Annotated in this window: 17 protein-coding genes and 1 pseudogene; 8 read left to right on the plus strand and 10 right to left on the minus strand. The window is 53.2% G+C overall.

All coding sequences use genetic code 11. The features are described from left to right. Positions 1-93: 93 nt before the first annotated feature. Together qseC and qseB are read right to left on the minus strand one after the other, a co-directional pair. Entirely contained in the window at positions 94-1443 is a 1350-nt protein-coding gene (gene qseC / locus J4613_RS12850; RefSeq protein ID WP_000779325.1) for a quorum sensing histidine kinase QseC, read from the minus strand. Beyond that, positions 1440-2099, minus strand: coding sequence for a quorum sensing response regulator transcription factor QseB (gene qseB, locus J4613_RS12855; protein WP_001221574.1), 660 nt, complete (start codon positions 2097-2099; stop codon positions 1440-1442). The genes qseC and qseB overlap by 4 nt, the downstream gene beginning before the upstream one ends. A 151-nt stretch (positions 2100-2250) precedes the next feature. Between qseB and J4613_RS12860 the strand changes: the two genes are divergently transcribed. The 5 genes from J4613_RS12860 to ftsP all read left to right on the plus strand — a co-directional run bounded on the left by J4613_RS12860 (position 2251) and on the right by ftsP (position 8430). Continuing rightward, on the plus strand, positions 2251-2643 hold the full coding sequence (locus J4613_RS12860; RefSeq protein WP_111742237.1) for a YgiW/YdeI family stress tolerance OB fold protein: 393 nt from the start codon (positions 2251-2253) through the stop codon (positions 2641-2643). Positions 2644-2714: 71 nt separating this feature from the next. Continuing rightward, entirely contained in the window at positions 2715-3581 is an 867-nt protein-coding gene (locus J4613_RS12865; protein ID WP_000998807.1) for an AraC family transcriptional regulator, read from the plus strand. A gap of 110 nt (positions 3582-3691) precedes the next feature. Then, positions 3692-5950, plus strand: coding sequence for a DNA topoisomerase IV subunit A (gene parC, locus J4613_RS12870; RefSeq protein WP_001281910.1), 2259 nt, complete (start codon positions 3692-3694; stop codon positions 5948-5950). Positions 5951-6206: 256 nt separating this feature from the next. After that, positions 6207-6944 (plus strand): 1-acylglycerol-3-phosphate O-acyltransferase, encoded by a 738-nt coding sequence (plsC, locus tag J4613_RS12875; RefSeq protein WP_000965730.1) that lies wholly within the window; start codon positions 6207-6209, stop codon positions 6942-6944. Positions 6945-7017: 73 nt separating this feature from the next. Beyond that, the gene (gene ftsP / locus J4613_RS12880) at positions 7018-8430 is read left to right on the plus strand and encodes a cell division protein FtsP (protein ID WP_000010658.1); all 1413 of its coding nucleotides are present in this window, start codon (positions 7018-7020) and stop codon (positions 8428-8430) included. 44 nt (positions 8431-8474) lie between these two features. Here ftsP and J4613_RS12885 read toward each other — a convergent pair whose 3' ends face one another. Genes J4613_RS12885 through J4613_RS12895 form a run of 3 tightly spaced genes read right to left on the minus strand, consistent with a single transcriptional unit; the run spans position 8475 to position 11300 of the window. Beyond that, a complete protein-coding gene (locus J4613_RS12885; protein WP_000345259.1) occupies positions 8475-9782 on the minus strand; it encodes a TRAP transporter large permease subunit in 1308 nt (435 codons plus the stop codon). A 10-nt stretch (positions 9783-9792) separates the two neighbouring features. Beyond that, positions 9793-10275, minus strand: coding sequence for a TRAP transporter small permease (locus tag J4613_RS12890; protein ID WP_001221828.1), 483 nt, complete (start codon positions 10273-10275; stop codon positions 9793-9795). 41 nt (positions 10276-10316) lie between these two features. Next, positions 10317-11300, minus strand: coding sequence for a TRAP transporter substrate-binding protein (locus tag J4613_RS12895; RefSeq protein WP_000799370.1), 984 nt, complete (start codon positions 11298-11300; stop codon positions 10317-10319). Positions 11301-11787: 487 nt separating this feature from the next. On the opposite strand from J4613_RS12895, the gene J4613_RS12900 reads away from it, so the two are divergent. Further along, on the plus strand, positions 11788-13959 hold the full coding sequence (locus J4613_RS12900) for a YgiQ family radical SAM protein (protein WP_001274458.1): 2172 nt from the start codon (positions 11788-11790) through the stop codon (positions 13957-13959). Between the two features lie 201 nt (positions 13960-14160). Next, positions 14161-14355, plus strand: coding sequence for a hypothetical protein (locus J4613_RS12905; RefSeq protein WP_000525384.1), 195 nt, complete (start codon positions 14161-14163; stop codon positions 14353-14355). A 157-nt stretch (positions 14356-14512) separates the two neighbouring features. Here J4613_RS12905 and J4613_RS12910 read toward each other — a convergent pair whose 3' ends face one another. The 4 genes and pseudogenes from J4613_RS12910 to yqhD all read right to left on the minus strand — a co-directional run bounded on the left by J4613_RS12910 (position 14513) and on the right by yqhD (position 18760). Continuing rightward, positions 14513-14968, minus strand: coding sequence for an HIT family protein (locus J4613_RS12910; RefSeq protein ID WP_000128242.1), 456 nt, complete (start codon positions 14966-14968; stop codon positions 14513-14515). A gap of 44 nt (positions 14969-15012) precedes the next feature. Then, positions 15013-16498 (minus strand): annotated as a pseudogene (locus J4613_RS12915) (DASS family sodium-coupled anion symporter). 165 nt (positions 16499-16663) lie between these two features. Next, positions 16664-17491: a 2,5-didehydrogluconate reductase DkgA gene (gene dkgA, locus J4613_RS12920; protein ID WP_000013100.1), complete on the minus strand. Its 828-nt coding sequence runs from the start codon at positions 17489-17491 to the stop codon at positions 16664-16666. 105 nt (positions 17492-17596) lie between these two features. Beyond that, positions 17597-18760 (minus strand): alcohol dehydrogenase, encoded by a 1164-nt coding sequence (gene yqhD / locus J4613_RS12925; RefSeq protein ID WP_001058722.1) that lies wholly within the window; start codon positions 18758-18760, stop codon positions 17597-17599. Between the two features lie 192 nt (positions 18761-18952). Between yqhD and J4613_RS12930 the strand changes: the two genes are divergently transcribed. Then, positions 18953-19852: an AraC family transcriptional regulator gene (locus J4613_RS12930; protein ID WP_001078198.1), complete on the plus strand. Its 900-nt coding sequence runs from the start codon at positions 18953-18955 to the stop codon at positions 19850-19852. Positions 19853-19915: 63 nt separating this feature from the next. Here the strand turns inward: J4613_RS12930 and yghB are convergent, their stop codons facing one another. After that, the gene (gene yghB / locus J4613_RS12935; protein ID WP_000268444.1) at positions 19916-20575 is read right to left on the minus strand and encodes a DedA family general envelope maintenance protein YghB; all 660 of its coding nucleotides are present in this window, start codon (positions 20573-20575) and stop codon (positions 19916-19918) included. Positions 20576-20604: the final 29 nt, after the last annotated feature.

Here is a 20604-nt window from a genome sequence, read left to right on the forward strand (position 1 = left end):
GAAATGCGTTTGCTGCTGATTCTACGCTGACGGGCGGTGCGGTGAAATTAGCAAAATGTGCAAAGTCTTTTGCGTTTTTGGCAAAAGTCTCTGTTACCAACTTACTACGGCCTCAAATCCACCTTCCGCGGCGTTGCCAAACGACACCGTCATGCCGTGCAGCGTAGCGATGCGGCGGACGATTGATAATCCCAGACCGCTGCCGGTCACACTTTGGCCAGGCGGGCGGTAAAAACGCTCGCCGATATGCGTCAGAATCTCTGGCGCTACGCCGGGGCCATTATCTCTGACGGTGAAGCTGCGGGCATGTAAGGTAACGTCGACGACGCTGCCCTGCGGACTGTAGCGAATCGCATTATCCAGCAGGTTACGCACTAACAGGCTTAAAAGTAGCGGCTGACCGGTACGTATGACGTCATGGGCGTTAAGCTGTAAACGCACGTCGATATTCGCCTGCTGCGCCGGATGATAAATATCCATTACCGCGGACTGCAGCAGCTCTTCCAGCGAAATCTCCGCTACATCCTGCAAATTATTGAGCGAGTCGAGGCGCGATAATGTCAGTAGCTGATCGACCAGCCGCGTGGCGCGATCGATCCCCGCATGGAGCTGGGTCAGCGCTTTATCACGCGATAGCGGATCGTCGCCCGAGAGCTGCGCCACCTCGGTTTGTACTTTCAGCGCGGCCAGTGGGCTGCGCAATTCATGGGCAGCGTCGGAGGTAAATCGCCGTTCGCGCACCATCATGGAGTGGATGCGGCTAAAAAGCTGATTAAGCGCTTCGACCAGTGGGCGAACCTCGCTCGGTACGCCTTTGGCGTCGAGCGGCGTTTCCGATTCCGGCGACCGGAAGCGTAGCGCCTGCGCCAGTTTTTTCAATGGTCTGAGCTCGCGGTGAAGCAGGAGTAATAAAATTAGCAGCATGAAGGGAAGGGCGATCAGCCACGGCGTTAATTGCGCCGCCACGATCGCCAGCGCCATATCTTCGCGGTAATCCCACTCCTGACCGACGACGATATGATACTTGCCGTCCGCCGAGTTCAACCACAAAAAACGCCAGAGGTCGTTGTCATCCTTCAGATAGCCATTGTCGAAACCTTCCCGGCGATAGCGATACGGAATATCCTGGCCGTTGTCGCCATCATGCAGCAACATTTTGCCATCAGCGGAAAAGATGGCGAACGCCAGCGCATCGTCATCGATATGCCCATGTTTTAATTTCTTTGGCGTATGCGCCATGCGCTGCGGGGCGTTGATCTCGTTAAGATCGAGGGTGCTAAGCCGTCTGGCGAACAACATCAACTGTGTGTCAAACAGCTCGTCGACATTATCCGTCGTCTTTCTCCAGGCCACAAAACTGGAAATTGCCCAGGTGATGGAGACCAGAATCAGGAAAATAAGCGTCAGCCTGACGCGCAGGCTGAGACGTTGCGTCAATTTCATGCGTCACCCAGGGTGTAGCCGATGCCGTGTACGGTGCGAATAAATTCGCTGCCGAGCTTGCGGCGTAAATGATGAACATGGACTTCCACTGCATTGCTGGACACGTCGTCATCCCAGTTATACAGCTTCTCTTCAATAAGCTTGCGCGGCAGCACGCGACCTTTGTTGCGCAGTAAGAGTTCCAGCAACGCGAACTCTTTTGGTTTTAAGGCCAGCGGTTCGCCGGCAAGCGTCGCGACGAGATTGCCTGGATTGAGCGTCACCTGGCCGTGGCGCAATTCGCTACTGGCCTGACCGCTGGCGCGGCGTACCAGCGCCTCCAGACGGGCGGCGACCTCAATGAGCGCGAAAGGTTTACATAAATAGTCATCGGCGCCCAGACGTAGCCCCTCGACACGCTCTGCTAACGCGTCGCGCGCCGTCAGGATCAGCACCGGTTCCTGTTTACCCTTTTCGCGCCATTCGCGCAAAATATCCCGTCCGTCCATGCCTGGCAGCGTCAAATCTAAAATAACCGCATCATAAGGCGCGCTGTAAAGTGCCTCTTTGCCCGGACGTCCCTCGGTAAACCAGTCGACGCTGAAACCCATTTTACTCAGGCCCGCTTTTATGCCATCGCCAATAAGTGTGTCATCTTCTACCAGTAAAATTCGCATCTGTTCTTCCTTGCGGTAACTCGCGTTGCCGTCAGTTAACCTTGTCGCCGCAGGCGATGTACAGAAAAAAAGATTCTTTTTTTGCCTTAAGAAGTTGTTAAGGATTACCTTATTAAATGGATCTGAAACGACATGAAAGGGAAAAGTAATCATGAAAAAATTAGCTGCAATCGTTGCCGTTATGGCACTGTGTTCTACCCCGGTTCTGGCGGCTCAGCAGGGCGGTTTCTCCGGCCCGTCGGCGACGCAAACGCAAGGCGGCGGATTTGTCGGCCCGAACGGCAGCAGCACGACGGTAGAGAGCGCTAAATCGCTGCGTGACGATGCGTGGGTAACGCTGCGCGGGAATATCGTCGAGCGCATTTCCGACGACCTGTATGTGTTTAAAGATGCGACCGGTACTATCAATGTGGATATTGACCACAAGCGCTGGAACGGCCTGACCGTAACCCCGCAGGATACCGTTGAAGTTCAGGGCGAAGTGGATAAAGACTGGAACTCTGTCGAAATCGACGTAAAACAGATTCGTAAAGTGAATCCGTAATCCCACATTGCGCAAGATCGGTCAGGATTCACAGCCGCCCGGTGGGCAGAATAGGCCACAAGGAGGCAGTGATGAATGACCTGATCAGCGCGGCTTATTCCGAACGTCTGCGGCGCGTTTGCGACCACATTGAGCGTCATCTGGATGAGCCTCTGTCGCTTGAGGTGTTAAGCCGGATGGCGCACAGCTCGCCGTTTCATTTTCACCGGCAGTTTACCGCCTGGAGCGGGCTTCCGCTCTATCGCTATATCCAGTGGCTGCGTTTGCGCCGGGCGTCATGGCGGCTGGCGTTTAATCCGCAAGATAAAGTTATCGATATCGCGCTGGATGCCGGGTTTCAGAATCCGGAGTCGTTCACACGTGCTTTCAAAACCGCGTTTGGTCAAAGCCCGCGCCGGTTTCGGCAATCGCCGGACTGGCTGGCCTGGCACCAACGCGTTCCTAAACTTGCGTTACAGGAGCAGCATGTCATGGACGTAAAAATCGTTGAATTTCCACCTACCCGCGTCGCGATGCTGACGCATCTGGGGCATCCGGATAAGGTCAACGCCAGCGCGGCGAAATTTATTGCATGGCGACGCGAAACGGGCCAGTCGCCGATTGCCAGCAGTCAAACTTTTGGTATTGCCTGGCACGACCCGCAGACGACGCCGCCGGCTCAATTCCGCTTTGATATCTGCGGCAGCGTCCGCCAGCCGATAGCCGAAAATGACGTTGGCGTGGTGAATAGCGAGATTCCTGGCGGGCGCTGCGCGGTGGTGCGCCATCAGGGATCGCTCGACAGCCTCCCGGAGAGCGTGTGGTATTTATTCCGCGAATGGCTACCCGCCAGCGGTGAGACGCCGCGCGATTTTCCTGTCTTCTTCCAGTACCTGAATTTCGTCCATGAGGTCGCGGAACATGAGCTGCTGACGGATATCTATCTGCCGCTTCGTTAACTTCCTCGCCACCTGTCTCACGGTTTGTGACTCAGACCGTGAGATAGGGTATTATCTGCGGCAATATTGCCGTCCGAACGGTCAGCATGCAGATTGAGGATCCCCTGTTAATGAGCGATATGGCAGAGCGCCTTGCGCTACATGAATTTACGGAAAACGCCTACTTAAACTACTCCATGTACGTGATCATGGATCGTGCGTTGCCGTTTATTGGCGACGGCCTGAAGCCGGTACAGCGCCGCATCGTCTATGCGATGTCAGAGCTGGGGCTGAACGCCACCGCTAAATTTAAAAAATCCGCCCGTACCGTTGGTGACGTACTGGGTAAGTATCACCCGCATGGCGACAGCGCCTGCTATGAAGCCATGGTGCTGATGGCGCAGCCGTTCTCTTACCGTTACCCGCTGGTCGATGGCCAGGGGAACTGGGGCGCGCCGGATGATCCGAAGTCATTCGCGGCGATGCGTTATACCGAATCCCGCCTGTCCAAATACGCCGAGCTGCTGTTAAGCGAACTCGGTCAGGGGACGGCGGACTGGGTGCCAAACTTCGACGGCACCATGCAGGAACCGAAAATGTTACCGGCGCGTCTGCCGAACATCCTGCTGAACGGCACCACCGGTATTGCGGTGGGCATGGCAACAGATATTCCGCCGCATAACCTGCGCGAAGTGGCGAAAGCGGCGATTACGCTGATTGAGCAGCCGAAAACGACGCTGGATCAGTTGCTGGATATCGTCCAGGGGCCGGATTACCCGACCGAAGCGGAGATCATTACCCCTCGTGCGGAAATTCGTAAAATTTACGAAAATGGGCGTGGCTCCGTGCGTATGCGCGCGGTATGGACCAAAGAAGACGGCGCCGTGGTGATCACCGCGTTGCCGCATCAGGTATCTGGCGCAAAAGTGCTGGAGCAGATTGCTGCGCAGATGCGCAATAAAAAACTGCCGATGGTGGACGACCTGCGCGATGAATCGGATCACGAAAACCCGACGCGTTTAGTGATTGTCCCGCGCTCCAACCGTGTGGATATGGAGCAGGTGATGAACCATCTGTTCGCCACCACCGATCTGGAAAAAAGCTACCGTATTAACCTGAACATGATCGGTCTGGATGGTCGTCCGGCGGTGAAAAACCTGCTGGAGATCCTCACCGAGTGGCTGGCGTTCCGCCGCGACACGGTGCGCCGTCGTCTGAACTATCGTCTGGAGAAAGTGCTTAAGCGCCTGCATATCCTCGAAGGTTTGCTGGTGGCGTTTCTCAACATCGATGAAGTGATCGAGATTATCCGTAACGAGGATGAGCCGAAACCCGCGCTGATGTCGCGTTTCGGCATCAGCGAAACCCAGGCGGAAGCGATTCTCGAACTGAAACTGCGTCATCTCGCCAAACTGGAAGAGATGAAAATTCGCGGCGAGCAGGACGAGCTGGAAAAAGAGCGTGACCAGTTGCAGGGCATTCTCGCGTCCGAACGCAAAATGAATACCTTGCTGAAAAAAGAGCTACAGGCAGATTCCGATGCCTATGGCGACGATCGCCGTTCTCCGCTGCGTGAGCGCGAAGAAGCTAAAGCGATGAGCGAACACGACATGTTGCCGTCTGAACCGGTGACTATCGTGCTGTCGCAGATGGGCTGGGTGCGCAGCGCCAAAGGTCATGATATTGATGCGCCGGGGCTTAACTATAAAGCGGGCGACAGCTTTAAAGCCGCGGTGAAAGGTAAGAGTAATCAACCGGTGGTGTTTATTGATACCACCGGGCGCAGCTATGCTATTGATCCCATTACGCTTCCGTCGGCGCGTGGGCAGGGCGAGCCGCTGACCGGCAAACTCACGCTGCCGCCGGGGGCGACCGTAGAGCATATGCTGATGGAAGGCGATGACCAGAAACTGCTGATGGCGTCGGATGCGGGCTACGGCTTCGTTTGTACGTTTAACGATCTGGTTGCCCGTAACCGTGCCGGTAAGGCGTTGATTACACTGCCGGAAAATGCGCACGTCATGCCGCCGCTGGTGATTGAAGACGAGCACGATATGCTGCTGGCGATTACCCAGGCCGGACGGATGTTGATGTTCCCGGTAGACTCTCTGCCGCAGCTGTCGAAAGGCAAAGGGAATAAGATCATTAATATCCCCTCTGCAGAAGCGGCGAAAGGCGATGATGGACTGGCGCACCTGTACGTGCTGCCGCCACAAAGCACTCTGACTATCCATGTCGGGAAGCGCAAAATCAAACTGCGCCCTGAAGAGTTACAGAAGGTGGTCGGCGAACGCGGACGCCGTGGCACATTAATGCGCGGCCTGCAGCGTATCGATCGCATTGAGATTGATTCACCGCATCGCGTAAGTCATGGCGACAGCGAAGAGTAAGACAGGGGCACCCGTAAGCCGGACAAGGCATCTAAGCCGCCATCCGGCGCTCTGCCGTTGCCGGATGACGACGCAGTAGCGTCTTATCCGGCCTACGGTTTCAGATCGGATTAACATTAAAATTTCCCGTAAAACCGTTGTTTATTCGTGCATTGCGATTAACAATACGTTTTTCCAGAGAGCCACACTTACCAAAATCCTAACCTGAATTTCAGGTGACGTAGAATGCCGGGCTCTTAGGCCTTCAGAGGTTGTTATGCTATATATTTTTCGTCTTATTGTTACCGTTATTTACTCCATTCTGGTCTGTGTTTTCGGTTCTATTTACTGCCTTTTCAGCCCACGTAACCCAAAACACGTGGCGACGTTTGGACATATGTTCGGCCGTCTGGCCCCGCTGTTTGGCCTGAAAGTGGAGTGCCGCAAACCCGCCGACGCGGAAAACTATGGCAATGCTATCTATATTGCTAACCACCAGAATAATTATGATATGGTCACGGCGGCGAATATTGTGCAGCCGCCAACGGTGACGGTGGGGAAAAAAAGCCTGCTTTGGATCCCGTTTTTTGGGCAACTGTACTGGCTGACCGGTAATCTGTTGATTGACCGTAATAACCGCGCCAAAGCGCATAGCACCATTGCGGCAGTGGTTAACCATTTTAAAAAGCGCCGTATTTCTATCTGGATGTTCCCTGAAGGTACGCGTAGCCGGGGACGCGGTCTGCTGCCGTTTAAAACCGGCGCGTTTCATGCGGCTATCGCGGCTGGTGTGCCGATCATTCCTGTCTGCGTTTCCAACACCTCTAACAAAGTCAATCTAAACCGCCTGAACAACGGACTGGTTATTGTGGAAATGCTGCCGCCAGTCGATGTCAGCGAATATGGTAAAGATCAGGTTCGCGAGCTGGCGGCCCACTGCCGTGCGTTAATGGAGCAAAAAATCGCGGAACTTGATAAAGAGGTTGCGGAACGTGAAGCGACCGGTAAGGTTTAAGCAGTCTTACTCTGTTATTGTAGAAATCATTTTTTCAGGCACAACTCTTTAGCCTGTTTTACATGGAGCTTATATGTCATTCAGTCGGCGTCAGTTTCTTCAGGCATCGGGAATCGCACTATGTGCAGGCGCGATTCCCCTCAGGGCGAATGCTGCCGGTCAGCAACAGCCGTTGCCTGTTCCGCCGTTGCTGGAGTCCCGTCGCGGGCAGCCGTTGTTTATGACGCTACAGCGAGCGCACTGGTCCTTTACGCAAGGCACGCGCGCGCCGGTCTGGGGAGTGAACGGTCGTTATCTGGGGCCGACAATCCGCGTCTGGAAAGGCGATGACGTTAAACTCATCTATAGCAACCGCCTGGCGGAAAATGTCTCCATGACGGTTGCTGGTTTACTGGTGCCGGGGCCGCTGATGGGTGGCCCGGCGCGTATGATGTCGCCGAACGCGGACTGGGCGCCGGTGTTGCCGATTCGTCAGAGCGCCGCGACGCTGTGGTATCACGCTAACACGCCTAACCGCACTGCGCAGCAGGTGTATAACGGCCTGGCCGGAATGTGGCTGGTCGAAGACGACATCAGTAAAACGCTGCCCATTCCGAACCATTACGGCGTGGATGATTTTCCCGTCATTATCCAGGATAAACGGCTGGATAACTTTGGGACGCCGGAGTACAGCGAACCGGGAAGCGGTGGTTTTGTCGGCGATACGCTGCTGGTGAACGGCGCGCAAAGCCCCTATGTCGAAGTGTCCCGCGGCTGGGTGCGATTACGGTTGTTGAACGCCTCGAACTCGCGGCGCTATCAGCTTCAGATGAGCGATGGCCGGGCGCTGCATGTGATTTCAGGCGATCAGGGCTTTTTACCTGCGCCGGTTTCCGTCAAACAGTTGTCACTGGCGCCCGGCGAGCGACGTGAAATCCTGGTTGATATGACCAACGGCGACGAAGTCTCGATCACCTGCGGGGAAGCGGCCAGCATAGTCGATCGGATTCGCGGTTTCTTTGAGCCTTCCAGTATTCTGGTTTCGACCCTGGTGCTGACGTTACGGCCAACCGGATTGCTGCCGCTGGTGACCGATAATCTTCCGATGCGTCTGTTGCCGACGGAGATCATGAGCGGCGCGCCTGTCCGCAGTCGGGACATCAGTCTTGGCGACGATCCGGGGATTAACGGCCAACTGTGGGATGTGAATCGCATTGATATTACCGCCCAACAAGGCACCTGGGAGCGCTGGACGGTACGCGCCGATATGCCGCAGTCGTTCCATATTGAGGGCGTCTCTTTCCTGATTCGTAACGTCAACGGCGCTATGCCGTTCCCGGAAGATAGAGGCTGGAAAGATACCGTCTGGGTGGATGGGCAAGTCGAATTGCTGGTCTATTACGGTCAGCCGTCCTGGCCGCACTTCCCGTTCTATTTCAACAGCCAGACGCTGGAAATGGCTGACCGCGGCTCGATTGGGCAAATGCTGGTGAATCCGGCGTCGTAAAGCGTCCGAGTACGGGTCTGAATAGCGCAGACCCGTCAGGGTTTTCAGGAAGGAGCAAACAACGTGGGAAGCAGCAGACTCAACTGCGGGAAGTAGCAAATCATCGCCATGACCACAAAGAGTGCCAGAAACATCGGTAATAGCGGTTTGACGACTTTATCAATACTGATTTTGCCGATACTGCAACCGACGAACAAAATAGTGCCTACCGGGGGCGTACACAGTCCGATGGTTAAATTGAAAACCATAATAATGCCAAAATGGACAGGGTCGATTCCCAGATGTTGAGCAATGGGAAGGAAAATAGGCGTAAAGATTAGAATAGCCGGGGTAATATCCATAAATGTCCCAACGAATAACAAAATGAGATTGATAATCAGCAAGATGACCCATTTATTTTCGGACACGCTGGTAATCATTTCATTAATCAGTTCAGGAACATCAGCATTGGTCATCGCCCATGACATTCCCATTGAGCAGCCGACCAGTAAGAGAACAATAGAGCTGGTTACTACCGAATCCAGCAGAATATCGCGCAACTTACTCACATTAATTTCTCGATAAATGGCCGCCAGCGCCAGGCTATAGATTACCGCGATCGCAGAGGCCTCTGTTGGCGTAAATACGCCGCCGATAATGCCGCCGATAATAATAAATATCAGCAACAGGCTGGGCAACGAATCGCGGAATACCGACAGAAACTGCCGCAGGTTGATGCGTTCGGCAACCGGGTAATGGTGGCGATGGGCATACAGCGCCGCTACCGTCATTAAAGCCAGCGCGGTTAAGATGCCGGGCAGGTAGCCCGCCAAAAACAGGGCGGCGACAGAGGTGCCGCCGCTAGCCAGCGAATAGACAATTAGCACATTGCTGGGCGGGATCATCAGGCCAATCGGCGCCGAAGCGACGTTGATCGCCGTAGAGAACGCCGGAGAGTAGCCCTCTTTTTCCTGTAATGGCGACATGATGCCGCCCACCGCGGCCGCAGAAGCGACCGCCGAGCCGGATATCGCGCCAAACAGGGTGTTCGCCAGAATATTGCAGTGCGCCAGCGAACCGGGAAGGCGGCCAACTAACGCCTGAGCCAGATTCACCAGGCGCCGGGCGATTCCCCCGGTATTCATGATATTGCCGGCTAACACAAAAAAGGGGATCGCCAGCAGCGTAAAGCCATCGAGACCGACGGTCATTTTTTGTGAAATAACCGAGATTGCCGCATCCGGGGGAAGGGCTATCAGGATTGAGAATAAGGACGACAGCCCGATAGCGAATGTAATAGGAACGCCGACCGCCAGCATAATGGCAAAACTGCCAAATAAAACAATTATTGGGTAAATATATTCAAAGTCCATATATCCCTCGTTAGCGAAGATGGCGCTGATGATAATTATCAATAACGTTCACAATGGTGTAGTACACCAGGATGACGCCGCTAATCGGCATGACCCAATAGACTTTATCCATAGGCCATTTTAATACCGGGGACATTTGGCTGACGTGCGCCGCTTTTTCAACAATAATATCACCGCCGTACACCATAAAAATCAGCGCGAACACGGTAATAATCACCTGAATGATACTGTCGAGTACGAGGGCGGGCGTTCGGGAGAGTTTTTGCGCTAACAAATCGATAGCTAAATGTTTTTTTAATCCGGCGGTATAGACGCCGCCTAACAGAATCATCCACATAAAAAGAATCTGGGTGAATTCGTCGAGCGTGCTGCTTGGCGCGTTGAATATAAAGCGCGCCGCCACCTGCCAGGATACGCAGGCAACCATGACCGCCAGAATAATACAGCAGCACCCGGCCAGTATTTTGTTCAGTGCATTGGTGAGTATTCGCATATTACATCCTGTAAAGGGCAGGAGAACCCTGCCCGGCAGATTTACATATTCTCGATGTATTCCAGATCCTTCGCTGACTGAGCATCTTTCGCGCGGAACTCATCAAACAAGGGCTTAACACGCTGTTTGAACGCGGATTTATCAATATCAACAACGGTCGCGTTCATGGCCTTCATGCTCTCATAAGCCTCTTTTTCCGCGGCGGGCCAGATGACATCTTTCATTTGCTGCATGGATTCATCTGCGGCTTTATATAACGCTTTCCGCTCTTTATCGCTCAATTTGTTAAGTACTTTGGTACTGATGACCAGGACATCCGGCACCATCGTGTGCTCGTCGCGGGAATAGAATTTCGCCACCTCCGCATGACGCATATCGGCATAAACCACGGGGTTGTTTTCGCCGCCATCGACCACGCCTTGCTGGAGCGCGGTATAGAGTTCGCCTTGCGCCATCGGCGTCGGCACGCCGCCGAGCGCTTTCACCATCGCGATAGCGCTGGGGCTTTGCTGCACTCTGATTTTCATACCGGCTAAATCGTCGGGTTGAGTGATGGGCTTACTGGCGTAAAAACTGCGGGCGCCGCCGTCGTACCAGGTTAAGCCGACGAAGCCTTTACTTTCGGAGGACGCGAGAATGCGTTTCCCTAAGTCGCTTTTCAGTACGTTGTAGTAGTGATCGCGGTCGCGGAATAAAAACGGCAGGCTAAACACGCTATATTCCGGCGCAAAAGACTCCAGCGATGCCGCATTGACTTTCACCATTTGCAGAGCGCCGGAGTTCATCAATTCCAGCGATTCACGTTCGTTGCCCAGCGTGGCGTTGGGGTAAATACGAATATTTAATTCGCCGTCCGAATAGGCTTTCGCTTTATCGGCCAGATAGCTCATCGCTTTGTGAACGGCGTGGCTTTTATCCTGATTGTGGCTCAGTTTCAGCGTGGTTTTGGCGAGCGCTGGAAATGCCAGTAGCAAACAGCCGGCCAGTAATACCGCTGATGTTGTGAATGAACGTGTGTTTTTCATATCTGCTTCCTTATAGGTTGGGATTCCTGTGGTTATCGTTGATTAATTAATAACCTGCTGATACGTAAGGTGTTGCGTTGGGGAAAGGCGTGGTGATGGTGTTCTTTATCCCCTGAATTCTGTCAGCCAATTTAATTTAATCAATAGACCAAAGAAAGAGATCTGGTTCACAGAAGAAAGTCATGGTAAAAACAGTGTCGTGAGCAATTCAGCGAAGTTTTTTTATATATTACTGATAATGTGATGTTTTTTTACTTTTTGTTGTTATGACGATACTGCGTTTTTAGACGTGGGTATAATTAATTGCATACCAATTTGAAGATATTCATAAGACCAATTTCAAACACCTCAGGCCAGGCCGTTGAAAGTTGTTTCTATTTCGCGCCAGTCCTGCATATAAGGCGATAATCTCCTTCATTTTCGCTATAGATACGGCTTATAATCCCCGACCTTTGATTATTTTTTTGCCAATCGTTTTGGAAGCATTATGAGCGCTATCTCCCTGATCCAACCGGATCGCGACCTTTTCTCCTGGCCGCAGTACTGGGCCGCCTGCTTTGGGCCGGCGCCGTTTTTGCCGATGTCACGTGACGAGATGGATCAACTTGGCTGGGATAGCTGCGACATTATTCTGGTAACCGGCGACGCCTACGTCGACCATCCGAGCTTCGGCATGGCGATTTGCGGTCGTATGCTGGAAGCGCAGGGCTTCCGCGTGGGGATCATCGCCCAGCCGGACTGGAACAGCAAAGACGACTTTATGCGTCTGGGAAAACCGAACCTGTTCTTCGGCGTCACCGCCGGCAACATGGACTCGATGATCAACCGTTACACCGCTGACCGTAAGCTGCGCCACGATGACGCCTACACCCCAGATAACGTCGCGGGCAAACGCCCGGACCGCGCCACGCTGGTCTATACCCAGCGTTGCAAAGAAGCGTGGAAAGATGTCCCGGTGATCCTCGGCGGCATTGAGGCCAGTCTGCGCCGTACCGCGCATTACGACTACTGGTCTGATACTGTGCGTCGTTCAGTGCTAGTCGATTCCAAAGCCGACATGCTGATGTTTGGCAACGGCGAGCGTCCGCTGGTGGAAGTGGCGCATCGTCTGGCAATGGGCGAAACCATCGATCAGATTCGTGACGTGCGTAACACTGCGATTATGGTTAAAGAAGCGCTGCCTGGCTGGAGCGGCGTCGACTCCACTCGTCTGGACACGCCGGGTAAAATCGATCCAATTCCCCATCCCTATGGTGAGGATCTGCCGTGCGCGGATAACAAGCCGGTCGCGCCGAAAAAGCAGGAAGCTAAAGCGATTACCGTGCAGCCGCCGCGTCCGAAGCCGTGGGAAAAAACCTATATCCTGCTGCCATCCTTTGAAAAGGTGAAAGGCGACAAGGTGCTGTACGCCCATGCGTCGCGTATTCTGCATCACGAAACTAACCCTGGCTGCGCGCGGGCGCTGATGCAAAAACACGGCGACCGCTATGTCTGGATCAACCCGCCCGCCATACCGCTCTCCACTGAAGAGATGGATAGCGTGTTTGCGCTGCCGTATCAGCGTGTGCCGCACCCGGCTTACGGCAATGCCCGTATTCCGGCCTATGAGATGATCCGCTTTTCGATCAATATCATGCGCGGCTGCTTTGGCGGCTGCTCTTTCTGCTCGATCACTGAACATGAAGGGCGCATCATTCAGAGCCGCTCGGAAGACTCTATTATCAACGAGATCGAAGCGATCCGCGACACGGTGCCGGGGTTTACCGGCGTGATCTCCGATCTGGGCGGTCCTACCGCGAACATGTATATGCTGCGCTGTAAGTCGCCGCGTGCGGAGCAGACCTGTCGTCGCCTGTCATGCGTCTATCCGGATATCTGTCCGCATATGGATACTGACCATACGCCGACGATCAATCTTTATCGCCGTGCCCGTGAGCTGAAAGGCATTAAGAAAATCTTAATTGCCTCCGGCGTGCGCTACGACATCGCCGTAGAAGATCCTCGCTATATTAAAGAGCTGGCAAGCCATCATGTGGGCGGCTATCTGAAGATTGCGCCGGAGCATACTGAAGAAGGTCCGCTGTCGAAAATGATGAAGCCGGGTATGGGCAGCTACGATCGCTTTAAAGAGTTATTTGACCTTTACTCTAAACAGGCCGGAAAAGAGCAGTATCTGATCCCATATTTTATCTCCGCGCATCCGGGCACGCGGGACGAGGATATGGTGAATCTGGCGCTGTGGCTCAAGCGCCACCGCTTCCGTTTGGATCAGGTGCAGAACTTCTACCCGTCGCCGTTGGCGAATTCGACCACCATGTATTACACCGGCAAAAACCCGCTGGGTAAAATTGGTTATAAGAGTGAAGATGTGGTGGTGCCGAAGGGAGACAGGCAACGTCGCCTGCATAAGGCGCTGCTGCGTTATCACGATCCGGCGAACTGGCCGCTGATTCGCCAGGCGCTGGAAGCAATGGGGAAAAAGCATTTGATTGGCGGTCGCCGTGAGTGTCTGGTGCCTGCGCCGACCATTGAAGAGATGCGCGAAGCGCGTCGCCAGAATCGCAATACCCGCCCGGCGCTGACCAAGCATACGCCAGTGGAACATCAGCGGCAGGGGCTTGCCGCTAATAAGAAGCGCGGGAAAGGCGCAGGGCGTTAATTACCTTTGAATCTGTTGCTTCTGGAAGCTAATGTTTTTGGAAGTAACAGACATCTAAATATATTGTGTCGGTCTTTAGTAATTGCTAAATTACGGGAGCTTTATATTTTATTTAAATATTATTGATTGTATAAATTAATTATATATTACCTTAATGATTAAGGCATGATGCTTGTATACAGCCCCAGAGGAGGGGATATCATGGGTATGATTATTATTCCCTGTTTTATCGTAATTGCTATAATAGCTGTTGTTATATTCATAATGGCTATTAAAGCATGTAGTATGGAAAAACGTGAAGACAGGCAAATGACTCTTGCAGGGATAATTTTAATGGGTGTTATTGCCGCTATTCCTGGATGGTTTTTGTACGAAATATTTAGCCACGCGCCGTAATATTTAACCTACCAGGGTTGATATATTAAAATAGATAAGAAGTATATAATCTAAGGTATAATGCCTGACGGCGCTGCGCTTATCAGGTCTATGAATAGCACAGTTTTGTAGGCCGGATAAGGTGCTTACACCGCCATCCGGCAGAAGTGCTCCGTATTTATGCCTCACGAATTCTGGCCGCCAGCGCGGCCAGTTTTTCATCATCAGCCCGTTCATGATCGTGTGACGACAGATATCCTTCATACTGTTCGAAAAATTTATTCTGCCGCGATTCAATCGGTTTCCAGTGGGTTAAATCGCCAGTACCGTGCATGGGGCTTAATTTACTGTGCACATGGTCTACGCCGAAACCTTCGAAGAACATTCCCGTACGACTGACATCCGGGAAAGCCTTATCCAGTTTCTTCGCCACTTTTTGGGTCGCCAGCATCAGGTCCGCTAACGCCTGCGGCGGTAGATCGAACGCGTAGCTGGGGTAATGTTTTTTCGGGATCACTACGGTAAACCCATCGGTATTCGGAAAAATCGACAAAAAAGCCAGGTGATGCTCATCTTCCCAAACTTTATGACAAGGTGCTTTACCTTCAACTATTTGACAGAAAATGCAGGTCATTCCATTTCTCCGTTAACCGAGGGGTTTATCGATGCGTTAAGCGTTTAATACAACCCCAGCACTTTCCACCATGCGAGGCCGACTGTCAAAAAGACCGCCTGATTAAAGAGACTGATAATAAATCCCGTTCGCCACCAGACGCCCGTCGGTACATAGCCGGCGCCAAAAAGAATGGGGCCGCGTGCGTGGGTATACTGCGTAAGAGAGCAGTACAGGCTGCTGGTAAACGCCAGCATGAGCGCCATCGGCGCCGCCGGAATATTCAGATGCAGACCGACGCCCAGAAATACCGCATACAGCGCGGCGATTTGCGCGTTGCCGCTGGCGAAAAAATAGTGGGTATAAAAATAGGCTGCGTTAAGCAGCAGCAGGATGATTATCCAACTGGTTCCATGCATCGTGCTGCCGATGCTGTCGCCAATCAGGTTGCCAAACCAGCTGGTGAATCCTAGTTTCTTCAACTGGTTAGCCATCATCAGCAGCGCGGCAAACCAAATCAACGTATCCCAGGCGCCTTTTTCGCTTTTAACGTCTTCCCAGGTGAGCACGCCGCTCAGTAATAAAATAGAGAGACCGACAAAAGAGGCCGTCGTGGCATCCACGCCGAGCGAGCTGCCAAAAATCCATAGCACCAGCAACACGCCGACGGTCGCCAGCATGAGCCACTCGCCGCGCGTCATACTGCCCATTTGCGCCAGCTCTTTGCGCGCCAAATCCGGCGCATCCGGCGTATGTTTAATTTCCGGACGGGTCAGCCAGTAGACCAGCAGCGGGACGATAAGAAAAGAGACCAGGCAAGGCAGGAGCGCGGCGATAAACCAGCTTCCCCAGCTCAACGTAACGCCGGCGTTCGCCGCCAGTTTTACCGCCAGCAGGTTACCCGTATAACCGGTCATAAACAGTGCGGCGGTGACGTCGTTAACATTGCCAATACAGGTGATCAGAAAGGTGCCGATTTTGCTGCGAGACTCATCTTCCGGATGTGAATCAAAGCTGCGCGCCAGCGAGTCGGCGATCGGGTAAATCACGCCGCCGCAGCGCGCGGTGTTACTGGGCATCGCGGGGGAGAGGATCAGATCGGCAAACGCCAGGCCATAAGCCAGGCCCAGCGTTCGTTTACCTAACAGACGGATCATTTGTAGGGCGATACGCCGACCCAGCCCGGTTTTGATAAACCCACGGGCAATCATAAAGGCGACGACGATAAGCCAGATCAGCGAACTGTTCAGCTCGCTCAAGGCCGTGGTAATCGCGCCGCTGGCCGTTTTGTCGCCGGCAGCATAGGCGAGCGCAAAGACGGTGATGCCGATAATACCGACCGCGCCAATAGGCAGCACTTTCGCCACGATAGAGGCGATCGTCGCGACAAAAATAATCGCGGAATGCCAGGCCGGCGCGCTTAACCCGGAAGGGGGCGTTAGCTGCCACAGTCCGGCGGCGATAACCAGAATAAGAATTAATGGGAGCCATTTGACGCCCTGAGATTTTTTTTCCGCCACAATCACACATCCATAAATATTTTATATGTATTAAGTAAATTCATAATAAATATGAATAAATATTCACAAAATCAGAATAATTCTGCGCTTGTGTGTGGGGGAAATATACTGTTAAATGCGCGTAATTGTTTCTTAATGTTTCGGAATGCAAAAAAGCCCGACGACATCGTCGGGCATGGCGTGCGATAAATCTGGCTTAACCGCCGAACTGATCCGGATCGGGGCCGAGGCGTTTGCCTTGATCCAGTTTTGCGATCTCGCCTAATTCATCTTTATCGAGACGGAAATCCCAGACAGCAAAGTTTTCCGCGATACGGGAAGGGGTGACGGATTTCGGAATGACGACCAGCCCGCAGTCCAGATGCCAGCGAATAACAATCTGGGCGGGCGTTTTGCCGTATTTATCCGCCAGTTCGCGAATCACTTTCTGATCGAATACGCCTTCGCCGCCCTGCGCCAGCGGGCTCCAGGACTCGGTCTGGATTTTATGCGTCGCATTCCACGCATGTAGCTGGCGCTGTTGCATCAAGGGGTGAAGCTCGATCTGGTTGATCACAGGGGTAACGCCGGTTTCATCGATCAGACGCTGGAGGTGATGGATCTGAAAGTTACAGACCCCGATACTCTTTACCAGCCCCTCTTTTTGCAGCGCGATCATGCCTTTCCAGGCGTCGACATAGTGATCGATAGCCGGTACGGGCCAGTGCATCAGATAGAGATCGAGATAATCAAGCTGCAGTTTTTTCAGGCTCTCCTGCAGGGCTTCGCGGGGACGTTTTTGATCGTCATTCCACAACTTGGTGGTGATAAACAGCTCTTCCCGCGCTACGCTCGCTGCTTTTAGCGCTTTGCCGACGCCTTCTTCATTCTGATATGCTGTGGCGGTATCAATCGATCGATAGCCCACCTCCAGCGCTTTATGAATCGCCGCGATCACCTCTTCATTGCTTGCTTTCCAGACTCCCAGCCCAAGTTGTGGCATTACGTTGCCATCCTGTAGCCTGATAATGGTTGGATTAGCCATGATGTGTTCCTCTTTTAATTGGCTCGCCGGAGTCGGGTCCGGCGAGACTAAGTGACTTAAGTCTGGACGAAATGGCCAAAAACGAAAGTCAGAGGCGAAAAAACCTTAGCGCGCCGCTTCATAAATCCGACGGCTGACATCCAGCGTAATATCCTGATTTTCACCTAAATTTGTGCATCCATGCGCCTCAAGTTTAGCCAGTAGCGCCGGAATAGTGCTGCCATCCAGACCGTAATCGGACAGACGGGTAGGCACGCCCATCTGTTCAAAGAAACGGCGGGTGGCGGCAATGGCGGCATCAATACGCTCGTCGTCGGAACCGTCGGTGATATTCCATACACGTTCAGCATATTGCAGGAGTTTTGCACGTTTAACGTCTCGTTTTTCGTTCCATAGCGCAGGCAGAATGATAGCCAGCGTCTGGGCATGATCGAGACCGTGCATCGCGGTAAGCTCATGGCCCAGCATATGCGTCGCCCAGTCCTGCGGAACACCAGCGCCAATCAGGCCATTCAACGCCTGAGTAGCGGCCCACATCACGTTGGCGCGGACGTCATAATTTTCAGGCTCTTGCAGCGCTTTGGGACCTTCTTCGATCAGTGTGAGTAAAATACCTTCGGCGAAACGATCCTGAATTTTGCCGTTAACCGGGTAAGTGACGTACTGCTCAACGGTATGGACGAAAGCATCCACGACGCCGTTCGCAACCTGGCGCGGCGGCAATGTATAGGTGTAGACCGGGTCCAGTACGGCAAACACCGGTTGCACGAACGAGGAGTGGAAGGCCTGTTTGTCGCCAGTGGTTTTACGGGAAATGACTGCGCCGGCGTTCGATTCTGAGCCGGTTGCCGGTAGGGTCAGCACAGACCCCATCGGGATTGCGCTACGAATCTCAGTACCGCCGGTTTCCAGAATGTGCCACGGATCGACGCCGTCCGTATACTGCGCCGCTGCGGCGATAAATTTGGTGCCGTCCAGTACGGAACCGCCGCCAACGGCCAGCAGGAAGGTAATATTTTCGTCGCGCACAAGCTGCACGGCCTTCATCAGCGTTTCATAGGACGGGTTCGGTTCAATACCGCCAAACTCCCGAACATCCAGTCCTTTTAACGCTTCCTGAACTTGCGCCAGTACGCCGGTCTTTTTCACGCTACCGCCGCCATAGGTAATCAGCACGCGGGCGTCCTGCGGGATTTGATCGCGAAGATCGACGATAGCGCCTTTACCAAACAGAATGCGGGTAGGGGTATGTAATTTGAAATTGTTCATTGCTCATTCCCTTATGTGGGTAAAAAGAGGGCAGGCGGCTGTCTGCCTGATGGTCATCATTGTGGTCTTGTGAGGGATGTCTCTCAATGCACATTTCTGCCAATGTTTTGCCTATTTCTCCAGAATGCTGGAGAAAATCGCTAAAAATGCGCACAATCCAGCGGAGTGGATTTGATGAAAAAATGGCGCGTTATGAATCGTGAAGCAATTTGCTTACAGTTGGCGGATAAAATTAATCATTTAAAAAATAATGATAAAATAATCAGCGAGCGGCTGGCGGGCATTCGTCTGTTGTATGGTGTTGAACCGGGGCCGCGCACGCCGGTCATGTATCAGCCTGGCATCATATTTCTCTTTTCCGGCCATAAAATTGGCTATATTAACAAGCGCAAGTTTCGTTATGACGCTAATGAATATCTTTTACTGACCGTGCCGCTCCCTTTTGAATGCGAGACCTGGGCGACGCCGGAGGTACCGCTGGCCGGTATTCGGCTCGACATTGATGTGCTGCAACTGCAAGAGTTGCTCATGGACATTGGCGAAGATGAGCGTTTCCAGTTGCCGATGGCGGCCAGTGGGATTAACTCCGCCACGCTGTCGGACGAGATTTTATGTGCGGTGGAAAGATTGCTGGATGTGATGGAGCGCCCGCTGGATGCGCGGATTCTGGGAAAACAGATTATTCGCGAAATTCTTTATCATGTGCTGATGGGACCGCGCGGCGGGGCGCTGCTTGCACTGGTTAGTCGCCAGACGCACTTTAGCCTGATCAGTCGCGTACTTAAACAGATCGAAATGAAATACACCGAGAACCTGAATGTTGAGCAACTGGCGGCAGAAGCGAACATGAGCGTGTCGGCGTTTCACCATAATTTTAAGGCGGTCACCAGCACCTCGCCGTTGCAGTATTTAAAAAGCTACCGACTGCATAAAGCGCGGATGATGATGATTCACGATGGTATGAAGGCCAGCGCCGCGGCGATGCGGGTCGGATATGAGAGCGCATCGCAGTTTAGCCGGGAGTTTAAACGTTATTTTGGCGTTACGCCGGGCGAAGATGCGGCAAGAATGCGGACAATGCAAGGGAGCTAAGTGGGGCATCCCGCCACGGGTCAACGAAGCGTAACCGGGCCATCCTGGCCGATTATGGATACGTCAGGCGTTACAGTATTTCTTTTTAATCACCACGACCAGCGTACCTAACAGCCCGGCGACCAGTAGCGCGACGGGAAGGATCATTAAAAATGTCATTACCTGGTCTTCATGGCGCTTAACAAACGGGATCATACTGAGCGCGTAGCCGAAGCTGGTCACGACAGTCACCCACAGCAGGCCGCTTAACCAGTTAAAAAACTGAAACCGGCGGTTGGACAGGCCGGAAATACCCGCCATTGTTGGCAGCAGCGTGCGGACAAACGCCAGAAAGCGCCCGGCAAGCAACGCTAACAAACCGTGACGGTCAAACATGCAGGTGGCGCGCTGATGATATTTTGCCGGAAGCTGCGCCAGCCAGCCTTTGACGGTACGCGTATTACCGAGCCAGCGTCCCTGGATATAACTTAGCCAGCAGCCGAGACTGGCCGCGGTGGTGAGAATGCCAATCGTCGGCAAAAAATGCATCACATCCTGGGCGATCAACGCGCCTGCCAGTAGCAGCAGACTATCGCCAGGTAAGAATGACGCTGGCAGCAGACCGTTTTCTAAAAATAGCGTGGCGAACATGACAAAGTAGACGACGCTAACAACGTGTGGATTCGCCAGCGCGGCAAAATCATGTTGCCAGAGCGCAGCGATAATATCTTGAATGACAGCCATGAACTTTCCTGTGGAACAGCATTTACGCT

This window comes from Salmonella sp. 32020114201800008SM, from assembly GCF_017572025.1.
Classification (GTDB): domain Bacteria; phylum Pseudomonadota; class Gammaproteobacteria; order Enterobacterales; family Enterobacteriaceae; genus Salmonella; species Salmonella enterica.

What these genes read in the sequence shown, in the direction of transcription:
- qseC (WP_000779325.1), bottom strand. Translation starts at nt 1,443, where the DNA reads ATGAAATTGACGCAACGTCTCAGCCTGCGCGTCAGGCTGACGCTTATT.
- qseB (WP_001221574.1), bottom strand. Translation starts at nt 2,099, where the DNA reads ATGCGAATTTTACTGGTAGAAGATGACACACTTATTGGCGATGGCATA.
- J4613_RS12860 (WP_111742237.1), top strand. Translation starts at nt 2,251, where the DNA reads ATGAAAAAATTAGCTGCAATCGTTGCCGTTATGGCACTGTGTTCTACC.
- J4613_RS12865 (WP_000998807.1), top strand. Translation starts at nt 2,715, where the DNA reads ATGAATGACCTGATCAGCGCGGCTTATTCCGAACGTCTGCGGCGCGTT.
- parC (WP_001281910.1), top strand. Translation starts at nt 3,692, where the DNA reads ATGAGCGATATGGCAGAGCGCCTTGCGCTACATGAATTTACGGAAAAC.
- plsC (WP_000965730.1), top strand. Translation starts at nt 6,207, where the DNA reads ATGCTATATATTTTTCGTCTTATTGTTACCGTTATTTACTCCATTCTG.
- ftsP (WP_000010658.1), top strand. Translation starts at nt 7,018, where the DNA reads ATGTCATTCAGTCGGCGTCAGTTTCTTCAGGCATCGGGAATCGCACTA.
- J4613_RS12885 (WP_000345259.1), bottom strand. Translation starts at nt 9,782, where the DNA reads ATGGACTTTGAATATATTTACCCAATAATTGTTTTATTTGGCAGTTTT.
- J4613_RS12890 (WP_001221828.1), bottom strand. Translation starts at nt 10,275, where the DNA reads ATGCGAATACTCACCAATGCACTGAACAAAATACTGGCCGGGTGCTGC.
- J4613_RS12895 (WP_000799370.1), bottom strand. Translation starts at nt 11,300, where the DNA reads ATGAAAAACACACGTTCATTCACAACATCAGCGGTATTACTGGCCGGC.
- J4613_RS12900 (WP_001274458.1), top strand. Translation starts at nt 11,788, where the DNA reads ATGAGCGCTATCTCCCTGATCCAACCGGATCGCGACCTTTTCTCCTGG.
- J4613_RS12905 (WP_000525384.1), top strand. Translation starts at nt 14,161, where the DNA reads ATGGGTATGATTATTATTCCCTGTTTTATCGTAATTGCTATAATAGCT.
- J4613_RS12910 (WP_000128242.1), bottom strand. Translation starts at nt 14,968, where the DNA reads ATGACCTGCATTTTCTGTCAAATAGTTGAAGGTAAAGCACCTTGTCAT.
- dkgA (WP_000013100.1), bottom strand. Translation starts at nt 17,491, where the DNA reads ATGGCTAATCCAACCATTATCAGGCTACAGGATGGCAACGTAATGCCA.
- yqhD (WP_001058722.1), bottom strand. Translation starts at nt 18,760, where the DNA reads ATGAACAATTTCAAATTACATACCCCTACCCGCATTCTGTTTGGTAAA.
- J4613_RS12930 (WP_001078198.1), top strand. Translation starts at nt 18,953, where the DNA reads ATGAATCGTGAAGCAATTTGCTTACAGTTGGCGGATAAAATTAATCAT.
- yghB (WP_000268444.1), bottom strand. Translation starts at nt 20,575, where the DNA reads ATGGCTGTCATTCAAGATATTATCGCTGCGCTCTGGCAACATGATTTT.